At 36.0% G+C, this 26,428-nt stretch carries 30 protein-coding genes and 1 pseudogene; 16 read left to right on the top strand and 15 right to left on the bottom strand.

Going from position 1 to position 26,428, the window contains the following annotated elements; all coding sequences use genetic code 11:
- Positions 1–6: 6 nt before the first annotated feature.
- On the bottom strand, positions 7–1,053 hold the full coding sequence (locus ACE198_RS14730) for a DUF4030 domain-containing protein (protein WP_375376056.1): 1,047 nt from the start codon (positions 1,051–1,053) through the stop codon (positions 7–9).
- On the bottom strand, positions 1,043–1,558 hold the full coding sequence (locus ACE198_RS14725) for a sigma-70 family RNA polymerase sigma factor (RefSeq protein ID WP_375376055.1): 516 nt from the start codon (positions 1,556–1,558) through the stop codon (positions 1,043–1,045). Before ACE198_RS14725 ends, ACE198_RS14730 begins: the two co-directional genes overlap by 11 nt.
- Before the next feature lie 909 nt (positions 1,559–2,467).
- On the opposite strand from ACE198_RS14725, the gene ACE198_RS14720 reads away from it, so the two are divergent.
- The 9 genes from ACE198_RS14720 to ACE198_RS14680 all read left to right on the top strand — a co-directional run bounded on the left by ACE198_RS14720 (position 2,468) and on the right by ACE198_RS14680 (position 9,350).
- A complete protein-coding gene (locus ACE198_RS14720) occupies positions 2,468–3,022 on the top strand; it encodes a recombinase family protein (RefSeq protein ID WP_375376054.1) in 555 nt (184 codons plus the stop codon).
- Between the two features lie 21 nt (positions 3,023–3,043).
- Positions 3,044–4,447 (top strand): Mu transposase C-terminal domain-containing protein, encoded by a 1,404-nt coding sequence (locus ACE198_RS14715; RefSeq protein ID WP_375376053.1) that lies wholly within the window; start codon positions 3,044–3,046, stop codon positions 4,445–4,447.
- A complete protein-coding gene (locus ACE198_RS14710) occupies positions 4,440–5,237 on the top strand; it encodes an AAA family ATPase (protein ID WP_375376052.1) in 798 nt (265 codons plus the stop codon). The genes ACE198_RS14715 and ACE198_RS14710 overlap by 8 nt, the downstream gene beginning before the upstream one ends.
- A 465-nt stretch (positions 5,238–5,702) precedes the next feature.
- Complete coding sequence (locus ACE198_RS14705; RefSeq protein ID WP_375376051.1) at positions 5,703–6,707, top strand: DUF3231 family protein; 1,005 nt, start codon at positions 5,703–5,705, stop codon at positions 6,705–6,707.
- Between the two features lie 1,047 nt (positions 6,708–7,754).
- Positions 7,755–8,036, top strand: coding sequence for a hypothetical protein (locus ACE198_RS14700; RefSeq protein ID WP_375376050.1), 282 nt, complete (start codon positions 7,755–7,757; stop codon positions 8,034–8,036).
- Positions 8,033–8,455 carry a hypothetical protein gene (locus tag ACE198_RS14695; protein ID WP_375376049.1) on the top strand — a complete coding sequence of 141 codons (423 nt, stop codon included), beginning with the start codon at positions 8,033–8,035 and terminating at the stop codon, positions 8,453–8,455. Before ACE198_RS14700 ends, ACE198_RS14695 begins: the two co-directional genes overlap by 4 nt.
- Positions 8,448–8,693: a hypothetical protein gene (locus ACE198_RS14690; RefSeq protein ID WP_375376048.1), complete on the top strand. Its 246-nt coding sequence runs from the start codon at positions 8,448–8,450 to the stop codon at positions 8,691–8,693. Before ACE198_RS14695 ends, ACE198_RS14690 begins: the two co-directional genes overlap by 8 nt.
- Position 8,694: 1 nt before the next feature.
- Entirely contained in the window at positions 8,695–8,865 is a 171-nt protein-coding gene (locus ACE198_RS14685) for a hypothetical protein (protein WP_375376047.1), read from the top strand.
- Positions 8,859–9,350 (top strand): hypothetical protein, encoded by a 492-nt coding sequence (locus ACE198_RS14680; RefSeq protein ID WP_375376046.1) that lies wholly within the window; start codon positions 8,859–8,861, stop codon positions 9,348–9,350. The genes ACE198_RS14685 and ACE198_RS14680 overlap by 7 nt, the downstream gene beginning before the upstream one ends.
- Before the next feature lie 187 nt (positions 9,351–9,537).
- Here the strand turns inward: ACE198_RS14680 and ACE198_RS14675 are convergent, their stop codons facing one another.
- Complete coding sequence (locus tag ACE198_RS14675) at positions 9,538–9,768, bottom strand: hypothetical protein (RefSeq protein ID WP_375376045.1); 231 nt, start codon at positions 9,766–9,768, stop codon at positions 9,538–9,540.
- A gap of 71 nt (positions 9,769–9,839) precedes the next feature.
- Here ACE198_RS14675 and ACE198_RS14670 point away from each other — a divergent pair.
- Positions 9,840–10,760 (top strand): annotated as a pseudogene (locus ACE198_RS14670) (hypothetical protein); the annotation flags it as partial.
- Positions 10,761–10,797: 37 nt separating this feature from the next.
- On the opposite strand, the gene ACE198_RS14665 reads toward ACE198_RS14670, so the two are convergent.
- Positions 10,798–11,433 (bottom strand): phosphatase PAP2 family protein, encoded by a 636-nt coding sequence (locus tag ACE198_RS14665; protein ID WP_251456554.1) that lies wholly within the window; start codon positions 11,431–11,433, stop codon positions 10,798–10,800.
- A gap of 147 nt (positions 11,434–11,580) precedes the next feature.
- Between ACE198_RS14665 and ACE198_RS14660 the strand changes: the two genes are divergently transcribed.
- Positions 11,581–12,759, top strand: a complete 1,179-nt coding sequence (locus ACE198_RS14660) for a M20 family metallopeptidase (protein WP_375376044.1) — start codon at positions 11,581–11,583, stop codon at positions 12,757–12,759.
- Positions 12,760–12,774: 15 nt separating this feature from the next.
- On the opposite strand, the gene ACE198_RS14655 is transcribed toward ACE198_RS14660, so the two are convergent.
- The 3 genes from ACE198_RS14655 to ACE198_RS14645 form a co-directional block, all read right to left on the bottom strand.
- Positions 12,775–13,500: an EcsC family protein gene (locus tag ACE198_RS14655; protein WP_098572204.1), complete on the bottom strand. Its 726-nt coding sequence runs from the start codon at positions 13,498–13,500 to the stop codon at positions 12,775–12,777.
- Positions 13,501–13,597: 97 nt separating this feature from the next.
- Positions 13,598–14,809, bottom strand: a complete 1,212-nt coding sequence (locus ACE198_RS14650; protein WP_375376043.1) for an ABC transporter permease — start codon at positions 14,807–14,809, stop codon at positions 13,598–13,600.
- On the bottom strand, positions 14,802–15,542 hold the full coding sequence (locus ACE198_RS14645) for an ABC transporter ATP-binding protein (RefSeq protein WP_375376042.1): 741 nt from the start codon (positions 15,540–15,542) through the stop codon (positions 14,802–14,804). Before ACE198_RS14645 ends, ACE198_RS14650 begins: the two co-directional genes overlap by 8 nt.
- A 593-nt stretch (positions 15,543–16,135) precedes the next feature.
- Here ACE198_RS14645 and ACE198_RS14640 point away from each other — a divergent pair.
- The gene (locus ACE198_RS14640) at positions 16,136–16,555 is read left to right on the top strand and encodes an HIT family protein (RefSeq protein WP_375376040.1); all 420 of its coding nucleotides are present in this window, start codon (positions 16,136–16,138) and stop codon (positions 16,553–16,555) included.
- Positions 16,556–16,703: 148 nt separating this feature from the next.
- Complete coding sequence (locus tag ACE198_RS14635; RefSeq protein WP_098572175.1) at positions 16,704–17,231, top strand: tryptophan transporter; 528 nt, start codon at positions 16,704–16,706, stop codon at positions 17,229–17,231.
- A gap of 56 nt (positions 17,232–17,287) precedes the next feature.
- Here the strand turns inward: ACE198_RS14635 and yhzF are convergent, their stop codons facing one another.
- Positions 17,288–17,479: a membrane protein YhzF gene (gene yhzF / locus ACE198_RS14630; RefSeq protein ID WP_098572174.1), complete on the bottom strand. Its 192-nt coding sequence runs from the start codon at positions 17,477–17,479 to the stop codon at positions 17,288–17,290.
- 286 nt (positions 17,480–17,765) lie between these two features.
- Between yhzF and ACE198_RS14625 the strand changes: the two genes are divergently transcribed.
- Positions 17,766–18,347, top strand: a complete 582-nt coding sequence (locus tag ACE198_RS14625) for an HTH-type transcriptional regulator Hpr (RefSeq protein WP_251456564.1) — start codon at positions 17,766–17,768, stop codon at positions 18,345–18,347.
- Between the two features lie 6 nt (positions 18,348–18,353).
- On the opposite strand, the gene ACE198_RS14620 is transcribed toward ACE198_RS14625, so the two are convergent.
- On the bottom strand, positions 18,354–18,689 hold the full coding sequence (locus ACE198_RS14620; RefSeq protein WP_251456566.1) for a DUF1878 family protein: 336 nt from the start codon (positions 18,687–18,689) through the stop codon (positions 18,354–18,356).
- A gap of 236 nt (positions 18,690–18,925) precedes the next feature.
- Here ACE198_RS14620 and ACE198_RS14615 point away from each other — a divergent pair, with 236 nt between their 5' ends.
- The gene (locus ACE198_RS14615) at positions 18,926–19,105 is read left to right on the top strand and encodes a hypothetical protein (RefSeq protein ID WP_251456567.1); all 180 of its coding nucleotides are present in this window, start codon (positions 18,926–18,928) and stop codon (positions 19,103–19,105) included.
- 84 nt (positions 19,106–19,189) lie between these two features.
- Here the strand turns inward: ACE198_RS14615 and ACE198_RS14610 are convergent, their stop codons facing one another.
- Together ACE198_RS14610 and ACE198_RS14605 are read right to left on the bottom strand one after the other, a co-directional pair.
- Positions 19,190–19,282 carry a YjcZ family sporulation protein gene (locus tag ACE198_RS14610; RefSeq protein WP_066251949.1) on the bottom strand — a complete coding sequence of 31 codons (93 nt, stop codon included), beginning with the start codon at positions 19,280–19,282 and terminating at the stop codon, positions 19,190–19,192.
- A gap of 37 nt (positions 19,283–19,319) precedes the next feature.
- Complete coding sequence (locus tag ACE198_RS14605) at positions 19,320–19,403, bottom strand: YjcZ family sporulation protein (protein ID WP_142332969.1); 84 nt, start codon at positions 19,401–19,403, stop codon at positions 19,320–19,322.
- A 209-nt stretch (positions 19,404–19,612) separates the two neighbouring features.
- On the opposite strand from ACE198_RS14605, the gene ACE198_RS14600 reads away from it, so the two are divergent.
- On the top strand, positions 19,613–20,485 hold the full coding sequence (locus ACE198_RS14600; RefSeq protein WP_251456568.1) for a peptidylprolyl isomerase: 873 nt from the start codon (positions 19,613–19,615) through the stop codon (positions 20,483–20,485).
- Positions 20,486–20,527: 42 nt separating this feature from the next.
- On the opposite strand, the gene ACE198_RS14595 is transcribed toward ACE198_RS14600, so the two are convergent.
- The 4 genes from ACE198_RS14595 to ACE198_RS14580 all read right to left on the bottom strand — a co-directional run bounded on the left by ACE198_RS14595 (position 20,528) and on the right by ACE198_RS14580 (position 26,063).
- Complete coding sequence (locus ACE198_RS14595) at positions 20,528–20,716, bottom strand: sporulation YhaL family protein (RefSeq protein ID WP_098572168.1); 189 nt, start codon at positions 20,714–20,716, stop codon at positions 20,528–20,530.
- Between the two features lie 106 nt (positions 20,717–20,822).
- On the bottom strand, positions 20,823–21,767 hold the full coding sequence (gene yhaM, locus ACE198_RS14590; RefSeq protein ID WP_098572167.1) for a 3'-5' exoribonuclease YhaM: 945 nt from the start codon (positions 21,765–21,767) through the stop codon (positions 20,823–20,825).
- A 51-nt stretch (positions 21,768–21,818) separates the two neighbouring features.
- The gene (locus ACE198_RS14585) at positions 21,819–24,824 is read right to left on the bottom strand and encodes an AAA family ATPase (RefSeq protein ID WP_375376039.1); all 3,006 of its coding nucleotides are present in this window, start codon (positions 24,822–24,824) and stop codon (positions 21,819–21,821) included.
- 18 nt (positions 24,825–24,842) lie between these two features.
- Positions 24,843–26,063: a metallophosphoesterase family protein gene (locus ACE198_RS14580; protein WP_375376038.1), complete on the bottom strand. Its 1,221-nt coding sequence runs from the start codon at positions 26,061–26,063 to the stop codon at positions 24,843–24,845.
- Between the last annotated feature and the right edge of the window lie 365 nt (positions 26,064–26,428).

The following is a 26,428-nucleotide window of genomic DNA, read 5'->3' as shown; positions in this document are numbered from 1 at the left end:
TTCTCTTCAATTTATCTTCTTATTGTCTTTACTATTTACAACAACTTCATAAGATTCATTATCTAATATTGGCGATATTTCCTCAGATTTTAGAAATTCAACAATCATTGATTCAATTTTAGTTCCAAGTGCTTTAGCAGTTGGATCAGAACTTAAGATAGAGGTACTTATTATAAAGCTCAAAGGTTTACTTTTATAACCTACCCCTGTAACTTTAAACTCTTTTTTTGACATAAGCCCTTCAGCAATCGTAGGTATAATTTGACCTCCTTTATCGGATTTCCTTATTTCCACTGTTACTCTAGTTACATTAATTTTATAACCTGTATATTTATTTCCGTCCGCAACTTCTAATGCCATTTTCTTCACATCATTTTGAACGGAATTATAATATTTCTTGGAGCCGACTATATTAATAAAAATCATTTTCTCCGTTGGATCAGTTTGTACCCTATCAAATTTAAAGTTTAGTTGTTTTAATTCTTTAGTGACCTCATTATCGATGATATTTTTTTCTTTATTTTCGACCTCATTAAGGACATAATCCTCTTTTCGCACTTTTTTGACTTCTACGGAATAGGCATCATAGCCTTTTGACTTTAAAATCTCACTTACAGTATGTTTAACTTCATCTTTGACCTCACTATAATACTTGTCTGTTCCTTCTAATGTTACATAGAATATTTTGTGTGGCGAGTAACTGGTTCCTATTCCACTAATTTTGTACCCTTTTTCCTCTAATTCATCATAAATTAGGCTACTTATTGGTTTTGATTGAAAAATTGAATTTAAAAATGGAATGGTTGAAATCACTTTTGCCATTGCAGGAGAAACAAAAGCAGAACTTATAAACAAACCAAATAATAATACAGAAACACTGCTTAAAAACATTATTTTTTTTCCAAGACTCCATTTGTTTCTATCACTCTTGCTTTCAGGAATAAGTTGCCTTTCATAATCTTTTTTTGCATTCTCCATTCCTAATATAACCCTATTATTTAATTCAATTGGGATCTCTATTTTATCAATCTCTTGTCTTAACTTATTGTCCATACATATCTGACCTCCTAGTTTTTTTGCGAAGGTTTTGTAATGCTCGATATAAAACTGATTTCACCGTACTTAATGGTGAATTTAAAATCTCTGAAATCTCACTAAAAGTATATCCTTGATAGTATTTTAGCAATAGAACAGTTTTTTCATCTTCATTTAGTGCTTCCAACAAATCTTGTAGGGTTAGTGACAAAGGTATATCTTTCGCACTTTTAGAAATAAATTCAACAGCATCTTTGTTTAAATGAATCACTTTCTTCTTTTTCCTTAATAAATCAATTGCACAATTAATCGTAATTTTAATGATCCAAGTTTTAAATAGCTTCAAGTCATTCAAGGTATTAAATTTTAGGTAGGACTGGTAAGCTGTTTCCTGAACAATGTCTAGTGCATCATCTTTATTTTTCACGTAAACATACGCCATCCTGTAAATATCTTGTTCGTATTGCCGGAATAGCCCTAAAAAAGCTTTATCGTTATCCCCTGGACTTCTGTGATTAGACACAATTATGCTGTTCACCCTCTTTTGTTTTTTGCCCTTACCTATTAGACGAAAAACCTCCTATTTTAGCCGAAGTTTTTTTCAAAAAATTATTTAAAAGAAGAAAGTAGTTCTACTTATAAGACAAAATCTTATCAAAAATTGCAGCAATTTACATATAAGTGACTTTATTGGCAATAAAATAGAATCTCCGATTGGAAGATTCTTTTAAACTCCTTATTGAAAAAATGACAGTTAGTTGAAGAAAGGGGCTAAAATTATCATTATCACTGAACAAAAAATCAGAGAAATACCAACTTTTTTCGAGAGTTTTACCTTACCTGATCCTTTGTAAAATCCAGAAAATTGGAGTTTATTTCTATACAATACAAATAGTAAAATCAGGATTGATAATCCAACTAACCAAGCACCATTGGTATTATCTACATTTATTCCAAATCTCGCATATATTAACTTTACGAAAGCCCCTATTAAACCACCAAGAATGAGAAGTATTACAATAATTCGAATAAATTCCAAGATTACTCTCAATTGACTCCATTCCCTTCCGAAATACAAAAATGAATTCCCAAAAACAAAATTCATACACTAATCTTATTATACTAACTTACCATAAAAATCCATATCCTTATTCAACAAACCTGCCATTTAATCTAAGTGAAAATATTCACAATATCTTCACCATTACCAATTTACTTTCAACAATCTGTCCCAATAGCTGAATTTAAATTGCACTAGAGATGTTCCAAAACTCGTCCTTTTCTGAACACGATCATTCTAGTTCAAAAAAGCTGATTTTATATATTCTTTTATGTAACAAAACCCTGTTCATTATTCAATGTTCAATAACCTATTAATTTTCATCTTATGTTACAATAAAATTAGATAAAAAATTTGAAAGAGTGATAATTGGTGTTAATTGGATATGCACGTGTGTCGACAGGATTACAAAATTTGGATTTACAAACAGATGCGTTAACGCAACATGGTTGTACGAAAATTTTTCACGATAAAATAAGTGGGACAAAAAAACAACGTCCTGGTTTAGAGGAAGCAATTCAGTATGCACGTGAAGGAGATACAATTGTCGTTTGGCGATTGGATCGACTAGGACGCAATATGCAAGACTTGATTCAAATTGTGAACAACTTAAATCAACGTGGTATTGGCTTTCGTAGTCTGCAAGAAAACCTCACAATGGACAAAAGTAATGCAACAGGGCAATTGATGTTTCACTTATTCGCTGCGTTTGCGGAATTTGAACGTAATCTGATAGAGGAACGCTCGGCAGCGGGAAGAGCAGCTGCAAAAGTGCGCGGGCGTCTAGGTGGGCGTCCGGAGAAGTATGGACCAAAAGATATTGAAATGATGAAAGCTTTGATTGAAAGTGGTACACCGATTAAAGATGTTGCAGAAAGATGGGGAGTGTCTCGAACAACTATTTATCGCTATTTAGAAGGAAATTAACGATCAGAAAGGAGAATCGTGATGGCACACGGGCTAGGCAACTTAAACGAAAAAGAGAGACAGCAGGCTTGGTTACGTTATAAGATTTTAAAACCTTATATCGAGGATGGTGTTCCACTTCGTTCTATTTCAGAGGACTGCAAGGTTTCTTTGCGTACTTTACAACGATGGTATGCTCGGTACAAGAAAGATGGACTCGTTGGACTTGCTCGAAAGCCTGTAATGCGAAAACAAACAACTTCCGAAGAAATTGTTAAACAGGTGGAACAGCTGTTTTTACGTCATCCCCATGCAAGCATAAGCTTTATTTACCGAGAACTCCATGTAATTGCAGAGAAACAAAGCCAAACTATTCCCAGTTATTCCACTGTTTATCGTATAGTTCGTAAGATTCCCGAGCGCCTAAAATATCTTTCTTCACAAGGGACAAAAAAATATCGAGAAAAATATGATTCTTTATTGAGTATTTCAACGGATTACCCTAATGAAATCTGGCAAGCTGATCACACCCAACTAGATATAAGGGTAAAAAATTCTTCAGACAATTTGATTCGTCCTTGGTTAACTCTTGTAGTCGATGATTGTACAAGGATGGTTGCAGGTTATCTGATAAGTGAATTTCCTCCCAACAGTCTTCATACCTCCCTTGCATTTCATCAAGCTATTAATCGAAAAACCGAATTGAACTGGCCGATTTATGGAATTCCAGATCGCTTTTATGTAGATCATGGGTCCGATTTTACTTCCCTACATCTCGAACAGGTTTCTGCAGCAATCAAATGCCCGCTCCACTTCTCCGAAGTAGGGTTTCCAAGAGGTCGTGGAAAAATTGAACGGCTTTTCCGGACGTTTGATCAACTATTTTTTCAACACATGCCGGGTCATAAAACAGCTTCGAAAAAATCTAAACACCTATTCTTAGACGAATTGAAAATTCTTTTTCATTCTTTTCTCCTTAATACTTATCACGAACGAATTCACAGCTCGCTTAAACAGTCACCATTGAATGTTTGGAGGAAAGCTGACATCATTCCGCGCTTACCTGATAACCCCGAAGATCTTGATTTTTTACTTTTACTACTTGCAAAGCCTCGCATTGTTAGACAAGATGGCATTCATTTTAAAGGTAAACGCTATTTTTCTCCTGTATTACAGCCTTATATAGGAGAATCTGTTACCATTCGTTATCATCCCGACGAACTTACTACCATCCGTATTTTCTTTCAAGAGAGAGCTTTATGTTCAGCTATTTGCTTTGACGAGATGGAAAGCTCGGAACGAGAGGAACAAATAATAATTGCTCGAAATGCACAACGACAAAAAGATCAACAATTGCTAAAAGAATTGAAACAACCTGACAAAGCTCAAATTCCAAAGAATGGAGAGCAACCCATGCGTACATTAAAGAGGTATGAAAATGAATAATTTCATTGAAACTAAAGAACATCGCCGTTTTGTTGAATTTTGTGAAGCATGCAGGAAATATCGATATATTGGTATTTGTCACGGTGTTCCAGGTGTAGGGAAAACAATGTCAGCCAAAACAATAGCTTCTTGGTACGATGTAGAACCACTATTGGATTCGATCCGAGAAGAAATAAAAATTGAAACTGAAATTAATAAAAGTCAACTTCGTACGATTTATTACAACGCTCCCACCTTTGGAACAAGCCGAATAAAAAAGGACATCTATAATATTGGACTTCGGCTAAAATATTTAGAAGAAAAAATCATGATTCAATCAGGAGATGAGTCTTTTCAATTAAAAACAAGATTGAAAGAGATGGTTGACCTTATCATAATAGACGAAGTGGATCGCTTAAAATTGCCGGGGATTGAGGTGTTACGGGAACTATTCGACTATACGGAGATTGGGATGGTGATGATTGGTATGCCGGGAATTCAACGAAAGTTGTCTCGATATCCGCAACTTTATTCTCGAATTGGTTTTTCTCATGAGTACAAGACCCTAGGGGAAGATGAATTACAATTTATTTTAGAAAACCGATTGAGAGAGATTAGTAATTATAAGGGGATGGATCATTTTGAAAATTATGAGGCAATACGAGAGTTAATTCGTGTTACACGTGGGAACTTTCGAATACTAGATCGAATGCTTGCTCAAATTGAACGAATCATGAAAATTAATCATCTATCCAGTATTAATAAAGAGGTTATTGATACAGCAAAGAGTATTCTAGTAATTGGCAAGTAACAGATCTTACATCTGTCACTTGCCATTTTTATTGAAAAAACATACGACAAAACAAATGAAAAGTAACAGTATTTTCAGCTAATAATTCCAATGTCTTAAGGTTGTAAGTTTTAGACAGAATTTAATTCTGTAAAGAATTTGATGCTATCGAATAAATGCCAGTATATGCCCTTTTCCGTCAAGCAAAACACCTTTACACCAACACTTATGATTCAACTTGATAAAAATTTCATGCCCCACGGTAGGCTTCTTTTGGTATAAATGCACTTACATTTACTTCCTGATGGTAAATAAAAAAGATAGCTGGTATCAGCTATCCTTTGTAATGGCTTATTTAATAAAAGCCCCCATTTGTTTAAGATTAAATTTTAACTTTACATTTAATCTTAAAACTGGTCATCTTTTTATAAATCAGAGATTCATATCTCTTGATAAATTGGTAAATAATATCCAAGAGGTGACAGAATGGAAAAGGATAAATTAAAACTCACATCTTCCGAAATAGGAACTTTGTGGGGAGAGTATGTAAATGGAACTGCCGTCGATATTGTAAATAGATATATGGTTACTATTATTGAAGACGAGTCAATAAAAGCCATTTTTGAGGATGCTATCAAGACTTTCGAAAAGCAAAAGCAACAAATGGTTGCTTTTTTGGAGAATGAGAAATTTCCTATTCCCATTGGATTTACGGAATCCGACCTTTTTAAAGGTAAACCGAGATTGTTCACTGATATTTTTTGCTTAAATTATTTACACATTATGACTTTACACGGTTTGCTAGGACACTCCACTTCATTGGGCGTTTCTGTCAGAGAGGACTTAAGGTTTTTTTACGACTCGTGCGATAACGATGGGAAAAGGATGTATCATCAAACAATTGATTTATTGCTTGAAAAAGGAAGTTTTCAGAGAGACCCTTTATTTTATCCAGCTAAAAACCCTGAATATGTTTCCAGCCAAGATTTCACAGATGGATTTTTCGGAAAGGGTAGAACTTTAGCAGCTACAGAAATCATAAGCATTTCTTTCAACCTTAAAAAAAGTATTATGGCAAAAACTCTTTCAATCGCATTCAGTCAAGTCGCACAAACAAAAGAAGTAAGAAAATTTTTTGAGGATGCCGAAAAAACGGCTGATGGACAAATAAAATCATTTACAAAAATAATGCAAACGGATAATTTGCCAGTTCCGAAATCTTGGGAAACAGAAGTGACAACTTCAACAGACTCTCCTTTTTCTGATAAGTTAATGTTGTATCATACTGGTTTCTTATTCCAAGCTGCACAAGCGTATCATGGGGCAGGTTTAGCATCCGCAATGCGAATAGACCTTGTAGCCACTTACGAAAGCACCATTCTACAAAATCTTTTGCTTACTAAAAAGTGGTTTAATATTATGGTGCAAAATAAATGGTTAGAACAACCCCCACTCGCCCCTAACAGAAAAGAAACAGCAAAAGAAAAATAACTAAAAGTGCCCTTCCCAATCGGTCGGGCATTTTAATTTTAGAAAAATCATTCTTCCACTAAACACAAAAAAAATCCCACTAGCTGAAATTAATCAACCAGTGGGAATCGTATTTGTTAAACTCCACATCTACATTCTTCATCTTTGTGACTATTAATGTAAACGGTGGTTCTAACTAAATGCCATCAGTGAAGGAAATGATAGTAACCTAAGAAACTGATATATAAACTTTACTAATCTTATACGCTTCGCTAAGAGTATCATTCACTTCATTTATGATACAAATTTATCTAACACTAATATCTTTATCTATCACTGTTATAGTGATTTTAACAGATATGTATTTTTTAGTTATTTATTTATCTGTTTAGGTTCTGTACGAGTTTACGAGTACAGGTTCTAAACAGATTATCTTTTGAACTTGTTACGCTAATTACTTTAATACTAAACGAAGTATCTAAGATACTAATGAGTATTAGCGTTATTTACTACTACACCTATATAGACACTTGAACCCCCATTTGTTCTACGAACAGTATGCGAACACAATGTAAAGTTTTTGAAAACAGTTATGAAAACAAGTCATATCAAGGTTTCTAAGCCTTCATTTTTCTAAACTTTTTCCTTCAATCTGTAGTACTAATTTTAGGATTTTAGCCTATTTCCCATGAACTTCTTCCTAGTTCGGAATTTGGTACATCATACAGTGGTCAAGGTGAAGCTAAGGTACAAGCAATCGTTCACGGAATGTACATATTTTATTTGTAGTATTTTCACCCCTTCAACCGCCTTATACAGTAGAAGCGGTTAATACGTTAATCGTTTCTACACATCTTAGGACAATGTGAATCTTCTCTTTTGTGCCAATGTAACTGTTATTGCTGGTGGTGGTTTAATTCTCCTTCCTACCATCAGCTTTAACACTTACAGATATTCCTTCAAAAATTAATGTTAAAGATACTAGTTACCCCCAACAATCGAAATGACGACAGTTACCTGAAAAGGTAGCTGCTTTTTTTCGTACCCAAAAATAAGGACGTGAACCTATTGAACTACGATAACAATCAGATTATCCAGTATCTTGATTCCGCTACAATAAGTGCTTTATTCCGTGTCTATGGAATCAAATATGATGCTATTGGGATGCGGTTAAGATGCACCCGTCAGAATATCGTCTACAAGATGAAAACTGATAGCTGGAAAGATTACGAACGGCAGATGGTACTAGAACTGTTAAGACAACATGGTTTAGAAACCGTTGAACTGATACTCATAAACAGGATGGTAAACACATCTAAGAATCTAAAACAAGGACGTGAAATGAAGTGAATGAGATAAACACAATATGTCAGGAACTGATAGATTACTCGAAAGAATGGTATCAGGATGAAATCACTAAAGACGAATTGAATCTGAAGCTAGATTTACTTATCAGCCGTATTGAAAGGATAGAAATCAACTACCGTCAGCCTTTAGATATGGCATCAGATAAGGCTAAGGACACTTTTAATAGCCTATTAGCTAAGACAAGATACAAAGCTATCATCAGCTTAAATACGCTTAAAGCCACATCTAAGAAGCAATCCTATAAAGCTAAGGTAAATTTCATATTGAAGAATAAGATGTTTTACGGTAACTTACACCGCACTATGCGAAACAACATTCAAGGTTATTTACATCGGAATCAGCTTCAATACTGGAATCCGAATTTATCTATCTTTAAGTTAGGGGGAATGGAAAATGAGTAATAACATTAATCAGGATAGGCTTCATTATCTTCAGAACTACTTCGATAACCAGCTGGTAAAGGTGGAAGTACCCGTGTACAAGTCAGAAACAACTAAGGGAACTGTACACTACTACTTCAATGATTCACGCTATGGATACCAGTTTAATCACGGTATAGCGTGGGTAGAGAGAGAAGATTTATACAGGTTTAGGAATCAACCACAGTTTATCATTCACGATAAGGAAGGGGAAAAGTAAAATGTCAGTTAAGAATCAGGTGGAATCATTCATAGATGAATACAATCAGAAGCTACAGGAACTACAGGGAAGGCTTCAGGATGCTTCAGAACGGGCTGAATACCTACAGTTAGAGATACGCCCCTCCTTCAGGAAAAAGAAATCCCTGAAAGTCAAACCAATGAAGTGTTAAATGGCACTACGGGACGAACATCTAAACTACAAAAGCAATTACAAAGATACACCGATGAACTACAGACTAAAAAGGAATCAGAAATTATCCTTCTAAATGCTATCAAGCAATATCAGTATCAAGCTGGTGAGAAATTGGTGGATTTAGAGAGGTTGTATAAACAAGAAAAGTATCTTCAAGAATCGAAGCATTACTCAAAAATGATGTATTACAAACGAGAGTACGTAAATGCCATGATTGAAGAAGGTAAGGCTATAAAGGAATTAAATCAGCTGGATACTAAGGTACAAGAACTCTTGGTACAGGCTGGACGGAAGAATAATATTTACACTGATTCTAGCGTGAAATCCACTCCTACTAACAGTGGGAACGGGAACTACCTAGCATTATCCCATCAGGAAGTAAGTCGCTTTGTATCAGGCAATTACACATCCACGGACTACGATTATTTACGTAAGCACAGTAGCCTAAAGGATTTACGATAATGATGTACGGACTAGCCCTATTCATCAGCCTATTTCTAATCGTTAGGTATGAAGCTAATAAACCGTTAAGGAATCCATTTTCTAACTGAATACGTGTCTGTGAGAAGCCCTACAAGGAAATTAAATTGGATAGGATGCACTATCTATCACTAACTTCTTTGTAGGGCTGATTTTTGTTTATTAATAATCAATACTCTCCCCATACCACCGCATTAGTACATACATCATTCATTACCTTCATTACTTCCTTAGCTTCAATCCTAGCATCCTTAGAGTAACCAGCACTGGCTTCTATCACTTCTACAAGTAGCTTATCCCCTGTTAGCTTCCCGTCCTTATAAAGCACTTCCCGTGCCTTCTGATTATCTCTATCCTTCATGATTCCTCTCATACGAAAATGATGTATAGATTTATACACTGACATTCCCCCTTCTTAATCCATTTTAGCCATCATAAATAAAGAATTAAAATACTTTATATTAATAGGTTTTATCAGGTGACTTTGTCATTCAAGCTGCTCCTAAGTTAACCTCTGATGCAGCCGGTATACCCATTCAAGATGTCATTAATGCAAGCATTCCATTAGTGTTTATTATGGGGCTTGTTACAACTGTTACGGCCTTCTATTTCTTACGAAGGGATATGAAGCGCGGTATACTCACTACTTCAACCTCAGTCAGCGTGGATTCTCCTGCTGAAGGATCCACTGATCAATCTTCACTTTTATCACTTGCCCAAAAACGTTTCTTTGCTTTTTTAGTGCCATTATTGTTTGCTGCGGATGTTGCTGCTATGTCAATCCTTGATTTAGCCGGTGGGGATGCCACCGCATTAATCGGCGGTACCTCCATTCTCATTCTTTTGTTAATTACTCTAACCAGCCATAAAAATAAAGGTTTAGAAAAAACAACTCAATATCTAATCGAAGGATTCCAATTTGGATTTAAGGTTTTCGGACCTGTTATTCCAATCGCTGCGTTTTTCTACCTAGGTGATGCCGGATTTGGAAAAATTATTGGCGACTTTTTACCAAAGGCTTCGCAAGGTATTGTAAATGACTTAGGCGTATCCCTCGCTAATATCGTACCGTTAAGTAAGGAAGTTGGGGCGATTACCCTAACAACTGTGGGTGCAATCACTGGTTTGGATGGTTCCGGCTTTTCAGGAATTTCTCTTGCCGGCTCGGTAGCAAGCCTATTTGCAGTTGCCATCGGCAAAGGCGCAGCCACATTGACAGCCCTTGGGCAGATTGCTGCCATCTGGGTTGGCGGAGGTACGCTTGTACCATGGGCGTTAATCCCAGCAGCTGCCATCTGTAATGTGGACCCATTTGAACTGGCAAGACGAAACCTTCTGCCAGTTGTGATTGGTCTTGTTGTAACGACAATTGCGGCGATGTTCCTCATTTAATCCATGTAAAGAGGCTGATCTCTGACCAGCCTCTTTGTTATTTTATCCTTTTTTTAAAGTAGTTGTATAATAGAATCCAGATAACTACCCAGAGATAACCTAAAGCATAGCCGCCCAATACGTCCGATGGATAATGAACTTGTAAAATAATTCGGCTTGCACCAATCAATAAAAGTAAGATGGCAGTAATAACTGCAATGATTACTTTCCCTGCTTTGGATCTTGCTTCTTCCATTAATAGATACGCAATCATAAAATATACAATCATTCCAACCATAGCATGACCGCTAGGGTAACTATAACTTTTTACACTGACAAGATGTTCAAGGTCTGGTCTGGGACGCTCAAAAAAATCTTTAAATAACTTACTAACTTCATTTCCAATCGCCGTTGATAAGGCCAATGCAGCAGCACCGACATAATTTCTCTTTTTTATTAATAGCCAGGCAAGCGCTAGTATTGCTACAATTCCTATCCCTATTTTATCACCCATTGCCGTTATTTTAATAAAAAATGGAATGGCAAGTTCAGGCACATGTGCAGCTAGCCCGGCAACTTTTATATCAATCCAAAAATTACTGTTCATTGCAACCTTCATGCACGTAAATACTGCCCATAAAAATGCAAAAATAATAAATAAATAGGAAACACTTCTCTTGTTCTTTCGTTCCATCCTCCAAACCCTTTCTTCTTTCTCAGCTAATAAAAATTCTAGTAAAAGTATAATTAAAAAGAATATAAAAATCTACTTTATAATATAAAAGTGTTAAAATAGTTAGAAAATACTTTCTTCATTTCTGAAATGTTTGGGGGATTAGATATGTTAAACAAACTGTTTACTGCACTTGAAGGTTCCTATGACGAAATGGTTGCTATCCGCCGTTATTTACATCAGCATCCGGAATTATCTTTTCAGGAGTATAACACCGCAAAGTATATTCAATCATTTTATGAAGAACTCCAAATTGAAGTCAAAGGTAATGTTGGCGGAAATGGAGTGGTTGCGAAGGTTTATGGAAAAAAGCCCGGCAAAACGGTGGCATTACGAGCAGATTTTGATGCTCTTCCTATTCAGGACGAGAAGAATGTTCCCTATAAATCCGTAGTACCTGGAGTAATGCACGCTTGTGGCCATGATGGCCATACTGCGACACTTCTAGTCCTCGCAAAAACATTAAACGACTTTAAAGAGGAATTAGAAGGCACGTATGTCTTTATCCATCAGCATGCAGAGGAGTATGCCCCAGGTGGTGCGATTTCAATGATTGAAGATGGCTGCTTAGAGGGTGTAGATGTGATTTTTGGGACTCATTTATGGGCTAGTGAACCTACCGGTACGATACAATATCGGACCGGACCGATCATGGCGGCGGCAGATCGATTTGAAATTGATATTCAAGGTAAAGGCGGGCACGGTGCCCAGCCACATAAAACCCAGGACGCCATCGTTATAGCATCCCAGCTTGTCTTAAATCTCCAGCAGATTGTCAGTCGAAGGGTAAATCCGATTGATTCTGCTGTTGTCACTGTCGGCTCATTCACAGCTCAAAATGCATTTAACATTATTGCGGACAAAGCTCAACTCATCGGCACTGTTCGTACCTTTAATGATGACGTCCGCCAATTTATTGAAGATGAAATGGACAGAATTATCTCAGGTACATGTGCTATGACGGGAAGTTCTTTTCATTTTAATTATGAGCGGGGTTATCCAGCAGTAGTCAATCATGCAAATGAAACAGCATTTTTGGCGTCATGTGCAGAACAAGTATCTGAAGTCTTAAACATTGAAGAAACTGAGCCGCAAATGGGCGGAGAAGATTTTGCTTATTATTTGCAATATGTGCCTGGTACTTTCTTCTTTACCGGTGCGAAACCTACCAGTTCTGATATTGGCTACCCGCATCACCATCCTAAATTTGATATTGATGAAAAAGCAATGTTGATTGCTGCGAAAACATTAGGAGCAGCCGCTATAAACATCCATGGAAACAAATAAGAAAATCCCCTGCCCTCAAATTGGGTCAGGGGATTTTTGCAGTAACCTTAATCGATAGGCGTTCATGGCTGTTTCTCCTAGATGCTTGAGAAGGTTGTTATTGGCATAAGCACCGACAAACGCACCAATTCCTGGAACAAGCTGAAGCATTTTTGCAAGGTCGATATAGTCCCGGTACTCCTGCTGGAATTTGCGCCAATCCATTTCCACGAGGGTCTCTTTGCGTTTTTCCCAATTTTCAATTTCTGCTAATGTATTCTTACGAATATCTTCACTCGAAAACGCTAGTTGAAAAACATGAAGGATAAATAGTCTCTCGGCATACTCCTTTGTATTAAAACCATAGATGGAGGCTGCTTCAAATAGAAATTTCATCTTAATCGAAAGGAGAAGAGGAAAGTCAGCCAGCCCAAGCAAAATTCCACCTGCCCCTGTCCCTGCTCCTTCAATCATCGCTGTCTTTTGAAAAGCAGCAATCTTTTTGATGGCCAATTCATCTCTTTCTGCTAAATTTAACCCTAACGCCTGGTCCTTATTCGTTGTCATCTGTGATCCAAATAATGTGGCTTTGACCATGGCTTTGATACTTTCTGTCATTACCTCATGAACTTTATCAGGTATTAATTCATTAATTTTTCCTTGAGCTTTTTTCGATATACGGTTCATCATCCCTGAGCGTCTAGTTAATTTTCGCTTCCATTCTTCGATCTCTTCATACACCTTAACCTCATACTCGTTCATATGCCACCCCTCCACAATAATTTTATGCATATATACGAAATTTCCGCCCATTAGTTTCAAGAAAAATCCCCTTTCATGGAAAAGGGGATTTTAGAGTTTATGCATTTAATCGTTTTTTTGCGTAAATATAAACAAACATATAGGTAAATACAAGGCCTGCAAGTATATTCAGCATTGAATTTAATACCTCTCCTTTTACCAGAATAAGCAGAGTATAGACTACCGATTGGATCGTTAAGATAGTCATTAATAAAGAGGAAAAAGATGCTGTTTTAAATCTTTTTTCCACAGGATATAAATCCACCCAAAGTTTGTTTTGATGATGGTTCCAAAGCGGCAGGAGTTGAAACCCTGTTAAATATAAGAATAAAATTCCGAGCAAGATTTGGCCCATACCAAAAGAAATAAAATAAATCGCAAGAGCGCCAATGATAGTTAAACGCAGAAAAAGACCTAGATAATCAGATGAACGTAAAAAAGCTCTCGAAAACAAATAAAGGTATGTATTTTTTTGGGAAAATGCCATACGGTTAAGAAATAAATCCAGCCATTTTCTCCTTTTAACTGTATCCCTTAATTTAGGCACATCAGTAAACATATTAGCAAGTCGATAAAATGAAGCCATTCTTTTTTCTTCTTGATTAATTAGTCTATCCCATTTTAGCCCCATGTTCTTTGTCTGAACATAAAAAGTACGATAATAAAGTGCACAAACCACCGCAATGACTAACAACATATACAGACTAGCTTGTTTAAATAATAAAAAAGTAAAAGTTGCATTTATAAAATAGCGAACAATCATGTCCCACCGATGGACTGCTGCCTGGACAAAATAATCAATCCGCCAGCTTGCTGCTAAATTCCATGCTTTTAAAACGAGCAGAATTACAAAAAAGGGAAAAAATGAACGAAAACCATTACTGCTTATGTGTGCATACATTGGCATTAGTACAGCTAAAACCATGAGCAGCAAGTATCCCTGGAAAACAAGGCTGGCAATTCCAGAACGAAGGAAATACCCTTTTAATTTATCCTCAAGTGGTAGGATAAATATCTGATCTGCCTCAAGTAGAAAATTGTAAACAGGGCTGTAGGTAAGTATAAATCCAATTACAACTGCAATCACTATTTCAACAGGAAAGCCAGCAGGCAGATTTTCAATCCACTGTTGGTAATAAAATGAAGCTGTCCCAATTAAGAACAATAAGACAACAACAAGATGTCCATTAAAAATATAGCGCAAATACCTTCCTAAATCCTTAACACGACCGCTAGCTCGTTCCTTCCAAAGCTTTTTATCATCAAACATAATTTTCTTCCTTTGTTAATTGAATATACAGATCATCTAAAGAAGCAGCAGGCATCGAGAACTGCTCCCTCAACTCTTCTAATGTCCCTTTCGCTCGAATTTGCCCTTCATGCAAGATTACAAATCGATCACAATATTTCTCAGCCGTCGCAAGAATGTGAGTAGACATTAAGATGCCTGCACCGTTATCTTTCATTTTTTTCATCAAATCAAGCAATGATTGAATCCCTAATGGATCAAGACCAACAAAAGGTTCATCAACAATGTATAAGGATGGCTGAATTAAAAAGGCACACATAATCATTACTTTTTGTTTCATACCTTTAGAAAAATGGGCAGGAAACCACTTTAAACGTTTTTCCATTCGGAATTCTTTCAGTAAAGGATTAACACGCTCTTTATAGGTGGATTCGTCTAGGCCGTATGCCATCGCGGTAAGCCTTAAATGTTCTTCTAGTGTCAATTCTTCATACAAGACCGGGGTTTCCGGAACAAACGTAAACAATTTACGATAGGCTTCTTTATCTTCTGTAAAGGTTTGTCCTTTTATTTTTACTTCACCCTTGTGCGGCTCCATCAGGCCAATTATGTGTTTTATTGTGGTACTCTTGCCTGCCCCATTTAAACCAATGAGACCTACCAGTTCTTTTTCATTTACTTCAAAAGAAATATCTTTTAGGACAGGGTTTCTGGTATATCCCCCAACCAGATTTTCAATCAATAATAAAGACATTTGCAACGTCCTTCCTAAGCACGATTATTTTTTTATTTTAACAAATTGTGGTTGATAAAAATAGTTTTCAAATTTTTATCATTTTTTTTGTATATTACTTCTTACATTGGTTATCATAATATTCGAAGGGGAAAACAACTTACTTCAATGAAGCGATTCATTAAAACTTGAGATGAGGTGTCTGTCAAAGACAATTAACATTTCAAATAAGTGAGCTTCCAATTCGTTTCAGATAAGGGGATGGTTGTTTTGTACAACGTGCACAGTAACCATTTTGAGTTCTAGTAACACCAAGTAACTGTTTATCTTAAAAAAATAAACATTAAATGAGGTGTTTACCGCAGATCGCTACCTGTTTTTATAAGTTGGGAAAACATATAAAAACACCATAGGGGATGGTCAGCTTGAACAATAATGTTTCTTTATAAAAACACTCTACAAAAAATGAGGTGTTTATCAAAGAACACTCCTAATGAACGTACCTTTTGAAGCAATTCCCCTTCGAGAGGGCAGGATTCCATGCGGATCCTGCCTTTTTCTTTTTTTCGTTTGTATGGTAAAATAATACAAACAATATTGAAGGGACAGTGTATATGAGCGATTGTATTTTTTGTAAAATTGTTAATGGAGAAATTCCTTCTGCCAAGGTTTTCGAGAATGAACATGTTTTAGCTTTTCTAGATATTACCCAAGTAACAAAGGGACATACTTTGGTTATTCCAAAGGTACATAAGGAAAACATATTTGAATTAACACCAGAAATTGCAAGAAACATTTTTGAAGTGGTTCCTGCCATTGCTAATGCCTTAAAAAGAGAATTTAATCCAATTGGGTTAAATACTGTAAATAATAATGGTGAACATGCAGGACAATCTGTTTTTCATTATCATATGCATTTAATTCCGCGCTATGGCAAAGGAGATGGATTTGGAGCAGTATGGAAAAGTAATCAAAGTGAATATTCTTTTGACTTATTACAAGAAATGGCCGGGAATATTAGTAAACAAGTATAAACTTAGATATAAGGTTTAAATAATCTGAAAATTATATCTTTATTATTAATAAATTATTATGTTATAATGAAAGCAGGTTTTTCGCTGTAGGCAATGAGTGCACTGCAGGAGAAACAAATAGATTAGTATAGCAGAGGAGAGAAGAGAAATGAATACGAAGAACATTGTAGTTTTAGCACTATTAGCTGGGATTGGGGTAGTTTTGCATACGGTAATGCCTAGTTTTCTTGGAATTAAACCTGACATGATGCTTGCAATGATGTTTTTAGGAATTATCCTTATTCCTGAGTTAAAGAGTGTTATGCTTTTGGCCATTGTAACTGGAGTATTGTCAGCGTTAACTACAGGTTTTCCTGGCGGACAAATTCCAAATATCATTGATAAACCCATTACTGCTTTAGTTTTCCTTGGTTTATTTTTAGCTTTAAAAAAATACCGAAATTCGATTGTTAGTGTTGGCGTTTTAACTGCCATTGGAACTCTTGTTTCAGGGACAATCTTTTTAACAGCAGCATTCTTTCTAGTGGGCTTACCAGCGTCATTCACTGCACTATTTGCTGCAGGAGTTCTGCCGGCTATCGCACTAAATACCGTTATTATGATTATTTTGTATCCTGTAGCCCTGTCCATAGTGAAGCGAACTAAATTAACAACACCTTCCGTCATTCAAAAATAATCGACGGGATCCTTATTAAGAAAAGAACCCAGCGGGGTTCTTTTCTTAATATACCTCTATATAAGTTTAGAGATTAATACAGCAATTAATAGAAAAATCCCTCCACCTCCACATAATGCAGCAACTTTTTTTCTTAAAATTTGTTTAGGTGGATAAACACCTGGTCTTGTTAGTTCGATTAAATATTTAATAGCACCCAATAAAAGGATAGCACTAAAGATAAAAAAAATAATGGCAGCAATTTTCATCTTCCTTGTCCCCCTATTTTGTTTCAAAAGTTCGACTAAACGTTGTAACTATTTATCTGTTTACCCGTCCATTCGTATGAGCAGGACTAAATGTAATTAGGGAGATCCACAAGTTTTTTTAAATTCAATTGTCTAAATGTTGTTATTATTTAGTAGAATCAATTTCACTTTTTAAAAAATTTCAATAGATTATTATTCTAATTTTTTAAAAATTTGTGAATTTTTTCTTTATTAATTTTTATTTTATTGGCATAATGAAAATAGAGAAATATAAAAGTAGGTGAAAATGGGGATGACTGAGAAACAATATTCAATGAAGGAAGCGATGATTTTTACTCAAAGAGTTGCTCAACTAAGTAAAGCCTTGTGGAAAGCGATTGAGAAAGACTGGCAGCAATGGATTAAGCCTTTTGATTTAAATATTAACGAACATCACATTTTATGGATTGCCTATCACTTAAACGGTGCTTCCATTTCGGATGTGGCTAAGTTTGGGGTCATGCACGTTTCAACAGCATTTAATTTTTCGAAAAAGTTAGAAGAACGAGGTTTGCTACAGTTTTCCAAAAAGGAAAATGATAAACGCAATACGTATATTCAACTTACTGAAGCTGGAGAAAATATCTTACACCAACTAATGGAAACATATGAGCCAAATGGCAATGCTGTTTTTTCTGGTGCTTTGCCCCTTCGTGAATTATATGGAAAGTTTCCAGAGATTGTTGAAATGATGGCAATCGTCCGTAATATTTATGGTGAAGATTTTATGGAAATCTTCGAGCGGTCTTTTCATAATATTGAAAGCCGCTTCGTTGAAGAAGATGGAAAGCTAAAAAAATTACAAAATCCTAAGCAAGAGTTGGTTTAATCAGTCTTATAAGTATTTTTCCAACTCTTGAAAAAGGGACAGGCAAATCTGTTGTTTTAAACAGGCATGGATAACGTCTTTTATCTTTAGGGTTGACGGTAATGATAATGATAATTCATGAAAAAGCGGATGGAAGTTTACGTACCCTTCCGCTTTTTGTTCTTCTAATTTTAAGTTCATTTTCTCACATAAAGAAAAAAATTGTCCTGCTTCCTGTTCTGTTATTCCGTTTTCAATTATAAGTTTATATAATTCGAGCTTTGGATTGTTGAGTAACTTTAATAGTAGCTTTTGATGATATTCAAGAAGGTTTATTTTGTCCATCAATTCATTTTCAGTCATCCATTAGGCCTCTTTTCAGAACTTTTACATTATATATATTTATTATTAACCTTTTAAAAGATGGGGTAAACCATTTTTACTTAAAACACGGAATATTTTTTGGATTTCCTTCAAAATAAATTAGGTTCCCGATACCCTTTAGAAGCCTAAACTCTTCCATTCTTTATGACTATCTTTTTTTTGTAATTTTTGATATTGTATTAAACATAACACGAACATCAGGGAGGGAATCATTGATGATCTCCATTTTTATTGTCTTCGCTATTTTCATCTTGTTTTATGTAAATAAAATGACCAATTCACTTTGTATGCAAAAGGAAATTCCTGAAGAAAACCAACATAAGGTATTTCGTACCATTAATATCCTCATTACGATTCTTCTGATATCATCATACATAGAAATTTTATATGCATAATCCAATTAGAACGCCAAGCGAAAAAGGATATTAACACATAGAAGCGATGAGAGTATTTCTCATCGCTTTTAGTTTGTAACTTTATTAATAAACCCAAGAAGCTCCGATGATGATTAATAAGATGAATAGAACTACCACTAAAGCAAATCCTCCACCGTAACCTGCTCCACCAGACATATATTTACCTCCATTCATTAATGACTAATTGTGTTTTTTAAAACCAAGAAGCTCCAACAATAATTAATAGTATGAAAAGTACTACAATTAGAGCAAAGCCCGCTCCATATCCATGGCTCATCGTAATACCTCCTTTTTCATTTTCTAGGATATACTATTCAACGAGTGGTCATTTCGTTTAGGCACTTCCCATTTTTTTTTGAAAAGTTCCATTTACCCTTTTGTGGAAAATTTCAAAAAATAAACATAGTTATTATTTTTGCAGTAGTTACCATTTATGTTATAGTAGAGTTTGTGGACAAGAATATACTGTTTAGGAGAGATTTCATCATGAAAAAATTGATATTAGCCCTTACATTAGCAGGCGGAGTACTTGCATTAAGTGCATGTAACCAAAGTGGTTCTGATACAGTGGCAGAGAGCAAAGTGGGTAACGTTACACAAGAAGAACTCTATAATACAATGAAGGATAAATATGGTGATCAGGCCCTTCAGCAACTAGTATATGAAAAAGTTCTTTCTAAGAAATACAAGGTAACAGATAAGGAATTAAATGCAAAAATTGATCAATTGAAAACAGATCTAGGTGCAAATTTTGAAACTACCCTTGCACAATATGGCTATAAAAGCGAAGATGATTTGAAGAAAACAATGAAGTTAGGCATGATGCAGGAAAAAGCTGCTCTAAAAGGCGTTAAGGTAACTGAAAAGGAATTAAAGGATTACTATGATACGTACCAGCCAGAGATTAAAGCTCGTCACATTCTGGTTGCCGATGAAAAAACAGCAAAAGAAGTAAAGAGCAAGCTTGATAAGGGAGAAAAATTTGAAGATGTTGCAAAAAAATATTCAACAGATGAAGGTTCTAAGGCAAACGGCGGTGATTTAGGCTGGTTTGGTACTGGGAAGATGGATCCTGACTTTGAAAAAGCAGCATATGCTCTAAAAGTAAATGAAATTAGCGGTCCAGTTAAGTCACAATTTGGCTATCATATCATCCAAGTAACTGACAAAAAAGAGAAGAAACCATTTGCTGAAATGAAGAGCGAAATCGAGACTCAAGTAAAAACTTCAAAATTAACTACAGAAGAAATTAATAAAGCGATGCAGCGTGAACTTAAAGCTGCAGATGTTAAAGTTAGCGACAAGGACTTAAAGGATGCGCTTAATCCTCAAACTGGAACAGAGGCTGCTGCACAATAAACAGAAAAAAGCGGAAACGCCAATAAAGGCGCTTCCGCTCTTTTATTCTCCTGTTGCTCCAATTTCTTCTCGTTTTTCTTTCTCTCGTTCAAGGCGCTTCATATAGATTTCGCCTTCCAATTCAATGTTTTCCATCTCTAATTGCCGCTCTTCTCTCCCCGTTTTTATCGCCATTAGTGCACTTATTACAATACCAACCACAACTGCATATACCCAAATAGGAATAGTCAATTTATCTTGCTCCTTTCATAGTGGTTGTCCACTTTTACTAAATCATATTCAGATAATAGGAAATTATGAGCTGTTACAAAAAAAATAACCTCGAGTTGAGGTTATTTTACTTATGAAACACCGGTTTATAAAAGGAACGATTCTCCAACGCAAAAATTCTTTCTGTAAATTCACCTGGCTTCACTCTTTCCAAGGCACGGTCCAGCATATTCATTTTCGCATCAAGATTATCAATATAATGGAGGATTTCTGCTTCTTTAATCATCGGTGGTTTTGGACTTCCCCATTCTGCTTTTCCATGATGACTCAGTACAAGGTGTTGAAGAATTAGTACTTCTTCACCAGAAATACCTAGTTCTTCCGCCGCTTTACCGATTTCGTTAACCATAATCGTAATATGCCCAAGTAAATTTCCTTCTATGGTATATACCGTTGAAATCGGACCTGAGAGTTCTAATACTTTCCCCATATCGTGCAATATAACCCCTGCATAGAGCAAGTCTTTATCAAGACTCGGATAAAGGCTGGCAATTGATTTAGCCAAATCAAGCATACTAACTACATGAAAGGCAAGTCCTGATACAAACTCATGATGATTTTTTGTTGCGGCAGGAAACTCTAAAAAAGCCTTCTGATGCTTTTTAATTAAATGGCGTGTTATTCTTTGGATATTGGGATTTTTCATATCAAAAATGTACTGTGTGAGTTTGCCAGCCATTTCTTCTTGGCTTATTGGGGCTGTCTCCAAAAAGTCATCCAACTTTACGCCGTCAGATGGACCTGTTCGTCGGATTTGACGAATTTTCAATTGACTTTTCCCCCGATAATTTTGTAGTTCTCCCATTATTTTTACAATACTTTGTGGTGCATAACTCTTTCCATCCTCTTCATTGACGTCCCAAAGCTTCGCTTCAATTTCCCCGCTTTTATCCTGAAGAATCAGTGTTAAAAAAGGTTTGCCGTTGCTTGCAATCCCTTTTGTTGTATTTTTTATTAGTAGAAATAATTCTACTTGCTCTCCAATTTCATGCTTTAATATTCCTTTACCCATCTTTTTCACGTCCTTCCTACTAGTAAGAGTATAACATATCCTAATATTACTCTATGAAATTATCTGAACAGCACCTTTTTCTAAAAAAAGAACATTTTCCCTTTGAAAATAGGTCAGCAAATGCTTATGGCAAGTAAAAAATAATAGTTGATTTCTTTTCATCCCTTTAAGAAGTTCTAACACCTTTTCCGTTCTTTTCGCATCGAAATTAACAAAACTATCATCGATAATAATTGGAAACTGATATTTTTCATATACTGTGACGGCAAAGGCAAGCCGAATGGCAACGTATAATTGTTCGGTTGTTGCTTGACTTAGTTCATTTGCTTCAAATATGGTATGATCCTTTCGCTCAACTAAGAAGCCTGAACCAGAACTTTGTAAATGGATTCTTTGGTAGTTTCCATCTGTGAGAAACAACAGATATTCTTCCGCTTTTGAAATCATTCTTGGTAAATGTATGTTCTTATACTTTTCAATCGTATTGGAGAGGATCTGTTGCGCTACACAGTAGACTGACCACTCTTTTGCTGCCTCTTCTAATTCAAATTTTTTCTGCTTATAGTGATGGAGGATATCTGAATACACACCGCCTTCTTCTAATATTTGTATCTCGTATTTAATGGAAGCCTGCTCTTCTTGAAGTTCCTTTAGTTTAGCTTCCCAATTATGAACCTGCTGATTACATTCAGCCACTAATTCTGTGCTTTGACGCATTTGGAGAAAAGTTTCTCTCTCTACATCTGAGAGTATTGAGTATTGGAGTTGACTCTGCAGTGATTTGAGTTTTTCTAACAGTTGACCATGTTTTTCTGCTTTTGCACCAAGTTCGTAAAATTGTTGCTCTGTATCTACTTTTGCTGATGAGATAAGGTTATTAAATTCTGTTTGGAGATGATTAACTGCCTGTACTTTTTGCCTTAAATCGGCTTCGAAGTCGCTAAGTTTCACATTTCTCTCTTGACTCATGATTTGCTTAGCATGCTCTTCCTTTAATTTATTGCGAAGCAAATAGGCTCCGTTATACAGGTCCAGCCCCTTATCATTTAGATAGAGATTTGAAAAATGGTTCAAACCATTTTCTATTTTTTCCTGTTGCTGCTCTATTTGTTGAAGTCTTAAATGATATTGTTTTTTCTCTCTACTAATCACCTTAAACTGTTCAATTAGTTTGTAAGCTTCTAGTAAAAAGGCCTCCGCAATATACTCAGGTATTCTTAGTGAACGACTAATGGAAGCAAGCTTTTCATTTGTTTGGGCTGACTCCAACTCCCATTGTTCAAATTTGGCAATGATCTTTTCATATTGAGAATGTTGATGTTTCAACTTGATTTTTACGATCTGAAGCTCTGCTCTCCTCTGATTATCCAAGGCTAATTGCTCTTCTAGCTTTGAGATTTCAATATATTGGGCTGATTGCAGTTTTCGCTCTAACTGTTCTTTCTTTTCTATTAACTCATTTAATGTTTGATTTAGCTCTGCCCCTTTCGGCAGGTTCTTCTTTTTTGTCATCAGGATGAGTAGTAATATACAACCGAGAATCCCGATCGTAAATAAAAACCACTGCTTTGTAGCCACCCCATAAACTGTTATGGCAATTAAAATAACCTCAAAAAGTACATACTGAAGATTCTTTTGCTTCCCTTCTCTTTCAGCTTCGGCTTTATCACGTTCATTAAACTGTTGATAAAAGTCTATTTTGTCACCTAAGTTTCTTATTTCCTTTTCTATGCTCTCTTTATCATTTCTCGACTTTACCTTCTCTTCTAGTGCCAGCCGTTCCTGTTTTGTAAGAACCTGTCTCTCTAAAGACCGGACCTCTTTTTCGATTTCCTCTAATCTGCCTTTTTCTTCCTGATACTGATTTTCTAACTCTTCCTTCACTTCTTTTAGCTTTTGGATTTTCTGTGATACCACTTCAACTTGGTTTTTCATATAAATATTTGTATTTAGAGCTAAGATCTCTTCTTCATCAATATGTAAATGAAGTTTTTCCCTAGTAATCGACAACTCTTCTTCAAAGGCTATAAGTTTTGTTTCATATTGAAGTCTTTCCTGCTTTAATTGGTCGTAGAGAGGAACTTGATCTAGTAAAGCTAAGATAGCAGGCTCCTGTTTAAGAAACGATTGATTGGGTTGACTCCTCTCCGCTTCCTCTCTCAAATTTTCAATTCTTTCGGAAATACTATTAATCTCAGCCTTATAGGGGTGGATGAGTTCATTTATCTTTTCGATTCTCTCAATCCCACGTACAGGGAATTCAACATCTCCTAATTCATTCAGCTCTTTCTTTGTCAGCCTTTCATCTTTGACAATGGATTCGATTCTTTTCCATTCGTTAAGTTTTTCTATTTTCTCTTTAATTTCCTGCAACGATTGGTTTACTGCCTTCATTTCCTTTTCGAGCATTTCTTTCTTTTCTACTAAGTTTGTATAATTTCTATTTTTGGATTCTGCTGCTTTCAATTCTTTATTTATTTCATGTAGTGCCTGTAACCTTTCATTCAATAAGGGTTTCTTCCCTGATGGCTTAAATCGTGCATCGAGCTCCTTCTGCAGAACAGTTTCTGTTTTTGATAACCTTTCTGTCCCTAATGTCCCCGCGGAAAACAAGAATTTACCAATCTCTTCACTTTTCATCTGATGAATATTTTGTAACCCCTGCAAATTAAATGAAAAAATAGATTGAAATAGGCTTTTATCAAAGTTTGCTATTAATTCCTTAAGAAGTTCTTCACCGCCCATCCTGCCATTGTCCATATAGACCTTTACATCACCTGCAGCCTTTCCCTTTACGCGTTCGATTACAGCACCGCCATGCTTTTCATGGAAAATTCGGATTTTACCACCATATTTAGTACTGTATTTTGGCTCGTAACGGAGTTCGGTTGTTTGCTGTTTTGTAGGGAAGCCAAAAATAATTGCATGGATAAAGGCCATAATTGTGGACTTCCCAGCTTCATTTTCTCCATAGAAAACTTGAAAATCATGAAGGTCGGTAATTTCTACATTCTCTAATTGGCCAAACCCATAGATATGCATTTCGAGAATTTTCAACTATCCTCATTCCTTTCTCTATGATTGATAGAGTAACTCGAGCAGCAATTTCTCTGCTTTATTGATTAGCTCTTTTTGATCGGCAGTTGATAACTGACTGATATACTTTCTCCCTAATTGATGCTCCAATAAGGGTGCTAAGGCTTGATCTATATCCGTGTAGTTTTCAATTGTTTCAAACAGTTCAGCATAAAAGTTTGCGTCTCTTTTCAACTGTTCCTTATCTATTTGCTGCCCTTCTATAACAGTTAAGTCAACAATCCATACAAAGGAGTCCTCTTCTTTTTCATTCTCTAATAGGAGTTCTAACAGCTCACCATTCAAGCTTCTTTGTTCACGCTCATCTGCTAGTACAATATTTTTCAAGGAAAGTGATAATAACGTTCCTTTTTGTTCCCTCCGAAAACTATTGATGGTTGTTTGGCATAATTGTAATACATCAAGGAAGTTTTCAGCTGCAGAAGCATCTACTACTGTTTCTTCCCAAATAATATCGGCCGTTTCTATAAAATTTATCTTCTTATCAAGATCAGTCAATGTTACATGATAAATACCTTTCATACCTGTTTCTTTCTTATTCCTGCCTTGAATATTACCTGGATAAATAATCGGCGGAGATTCTGATAGGACAGCACGTTTATGAATATGACCTAAAGCCCAGTAATCAAATTCTTTCTTATGTAAATCACTAACTGAGAAAGGCGCATAGTTATCATGTTCAGCCCCTCCGCTTTCATTTCCATGAAGTATCCCAATATGAAAATCGGCGCCATCTTTCTTCCGATAATCATCTATTTTTCTATCATAGACATGCCTTGTTGGATAACTGAAACCATACAGATGGACGATCGCACCATTCTTTGTCTGTAAAACTTTTGATTCAACCTCACTATTAAACACATGAACATTTGCGGGCATATTAAGATGTACCCATGATCCATTTAAATGGTCGTGATTGCCGTGGATGACATAAACTTGAATCCCGTTTTCTGCCAACTTAAGCATCTCTGTCCGAAACCGAGACTGTGCCCGAAGGCTGCGATCTTCACCGTCGAATAAATCGCCTGCTAGAATCACAAAGTCGACCTGATGAAGAATTGCAGCCTCCGTAACCTTTTTTAAAGCCGCAAAGGTGCTCTCTTTAACTCGGGTAAAGATGTCTTGTGGCAAGTACTTTAATCCGACCATCGGGCTGTCCAAGTGCAGGTCCGCTGCATGAATGAATGATATTCTTTTCATAAGACATTCCTTTCCACTTCTTTTCTTCATTGTAGCACCGCAGAAATACGAATGCACGTTCTTGTCAGTTATTTATTGAAAAAAAAAGCATTTACCGCTTGGTAAATACTAAGATTGTCGAGGAGGGGGTATAGTTAATTGATTGTTTCTGCTAATGGACCTGTTGATTTCCGTTCCGGGCACTCGCTTTCCGCGGGGAGGTCCTGGAGCCTCCTCGGCGCTTTGGCGCCTGCGGGGTCTCCGTGACCTCTCTATCCCGCAGGAGTCGGTGCCCTCCACTCCAATCAACAGGGGGCAAATCAACAGACAAATATAAAAACGATAAAAAAAGGGGTGCCCCTAAAAATTATACTTTTGGGACACCG

The organism is Neobacillus sp. KR4-4, assembly GCF_042136325.1.
Taxonomy (GTDB): domain Bacteria; phylum Bacillota; class Bacilli; order Bacillales; family Cytobacillaceae; genus Neobacillus.
The sequence above is the reverse complement of the archived record's forward strand: the minus strand, read 5'-3'. Positions and strand labels throughout refer to the sequence as shown.

Excerpts from the sequence above, each read along its gene's own strand:
- ACE198_RS14640 (WP_375376040.1), top strand. The coding sequence starts at position 16,136 with ATGAGCGATTGTATTTTTTGTAAAATTGTTAATGGAGAAATTCCTTCT.
- ACE198_RS14715 (WP_375376053.1), top strand. The coding sequence starts at position 3,044 with ATGGCACACGGGCTAGGCAACTTAAACGAAAAAGAGAGACAGCAGGCT.
- ACE198_RS14610 (WP_066251949.1), bottom strand. The coding sequence starts at position 19,282 with ATGTCTGGTGGAGCAGGTTACGGTGGAGGATTTGCTTTAGTGGTAGTT.
- ACE198_RS14705 (WP_375376051.1), top strand. The coding sequence starts at position 5,703 with ATGGAAAAGGATAAATTAAAACTCACATCTTCCGAAATAGGAACTTTG.
- ACE198_RS14620 (WP_251456566.1), bottom strand. The coding sequence starts at position 18,689 with ATGACTGAAAATGAATTGATGGACAAAATAAACCTTCTTGAATATCAT.
- yhaM (WP_098572167.1), bottom strand. The coding sequence starts at position 21,767 with ATGGGTAAAGGAATATTAAAGCATGAAATTGGAGAGCAAGTAGAATTA.
- yhzF (WP_098572174.1), bottom strand. The coding sequence starts at position 17,479 with ATGAAAATTGCTGCCATTATTTTTTTTATCTTTAGTGCTATCCTTTTA.
- ACE198_RS14600 (WP_251456568.1), top strand. The coding sequence starts at position 19,613 with ATGAAAAAATTGATATTAGCCCTTACATTAGCAGGCGGAGTACTTGCA.
- ACE198_RS14615 (WP_251456567.1), top strand. The coding sequence starts at position 18,926 with ATGATCTCCATTTTTATTGTCTTCGCTATTTTCATCTTGTTTTATGTA.
- ACE198_RS14650 (WP_375376043.1), bottom strand. The coding sequence starts at position 14,809 with ATGTTTGATGATAAAAAGCTTTGGAAGGAACGAGCTAGCGGTCGTGTT.
- ACE198_RS14660 (WP_375376044.1), top strand. The coding sequence starts at position 11,581 with ATGTTAAACAAACTGTTTACTGCACTTGAAGGTTCCTATGACGAAATG.
- ACE198_RS14645 (WP_375376042.1), bottom strand. The coding sequence starts at position 15,542 with ATGTCTTTATTATTGATTGAAAATCTGGTTGGGGGATATACCAGAAAC.
- ACE198_RS14685 (WP_375376047.1), top strand. The coding sequence starts at position 8,695 with ATGTCAGTTAAGAATCAGGTGGAATCATTCATAGATGAATACAATCAG.
- ACE198_RS14665 (WP_251456554.1), bottom strand. The coding sequence starts at position 11,433 with ATGGAACGAAAGAACAAGAGAAGTGTTTCCTATTTATTTATTATTTTT.
- ACE198_RS14655 (WP_098572204.1), bottom strand. The coding sequence starts at position 13,500 with ATGAACGAGTATGAGGTTAAGGTGTATGAAGAGATCGAAGAATGGAAG.
- ACE198_RS14625 (WP_251456564.1), top strand. The coding sequence starts at position 17,766 with ATGGGGATGACTGAGAAACAATATTCAATGAAGGAAGCGATGATTTTT.
- ACE198_RS14580 (WP_375376038.1), bottom strand. The coding sequence starts at position 26,063 with ATGAAAAGAATATCATTCATTCATGCAGCGGACCTGCACTTGGACAGC.
- ACE198_RS14605 (WP_142332969.1), bottom strand. The coding sequence starts at position 19,403 with ATGAGCCATGGATATGGAGCGGGCTTTGCTCTAATTGTAGTACTTTTC.
- ACE198_RS14635 (WP_098572175.1), top strand. The coding sequence starts at position 16,704 with ATGAATACGAAGAACATTGTAGTTTTAGCACTATTAGCTGGGATTGGG.
- ACE198_RS14730 (WP_375376056.1), bottom strand. The coding sequence starts at position 1,053 with ATGGACAATAAGTTAAGACAAGAGATTGATAAAATAGAGATCCCAATT.
- ACE198_RS14710 (WP_375376052.1), top strand. The coding sequence starts at position 4,440 with ATGAATAATTTCATTGAAACTAAAGAACATCGCCGTTTTGTTGAATTT.
- ACE198_RS14690 (WP_375376048.1), top strand. The coding sequence starts at position 8,448 with ATGAGTAATAACATTAATCAGGATAGGCTTCATTATCTTCAGAACTAC.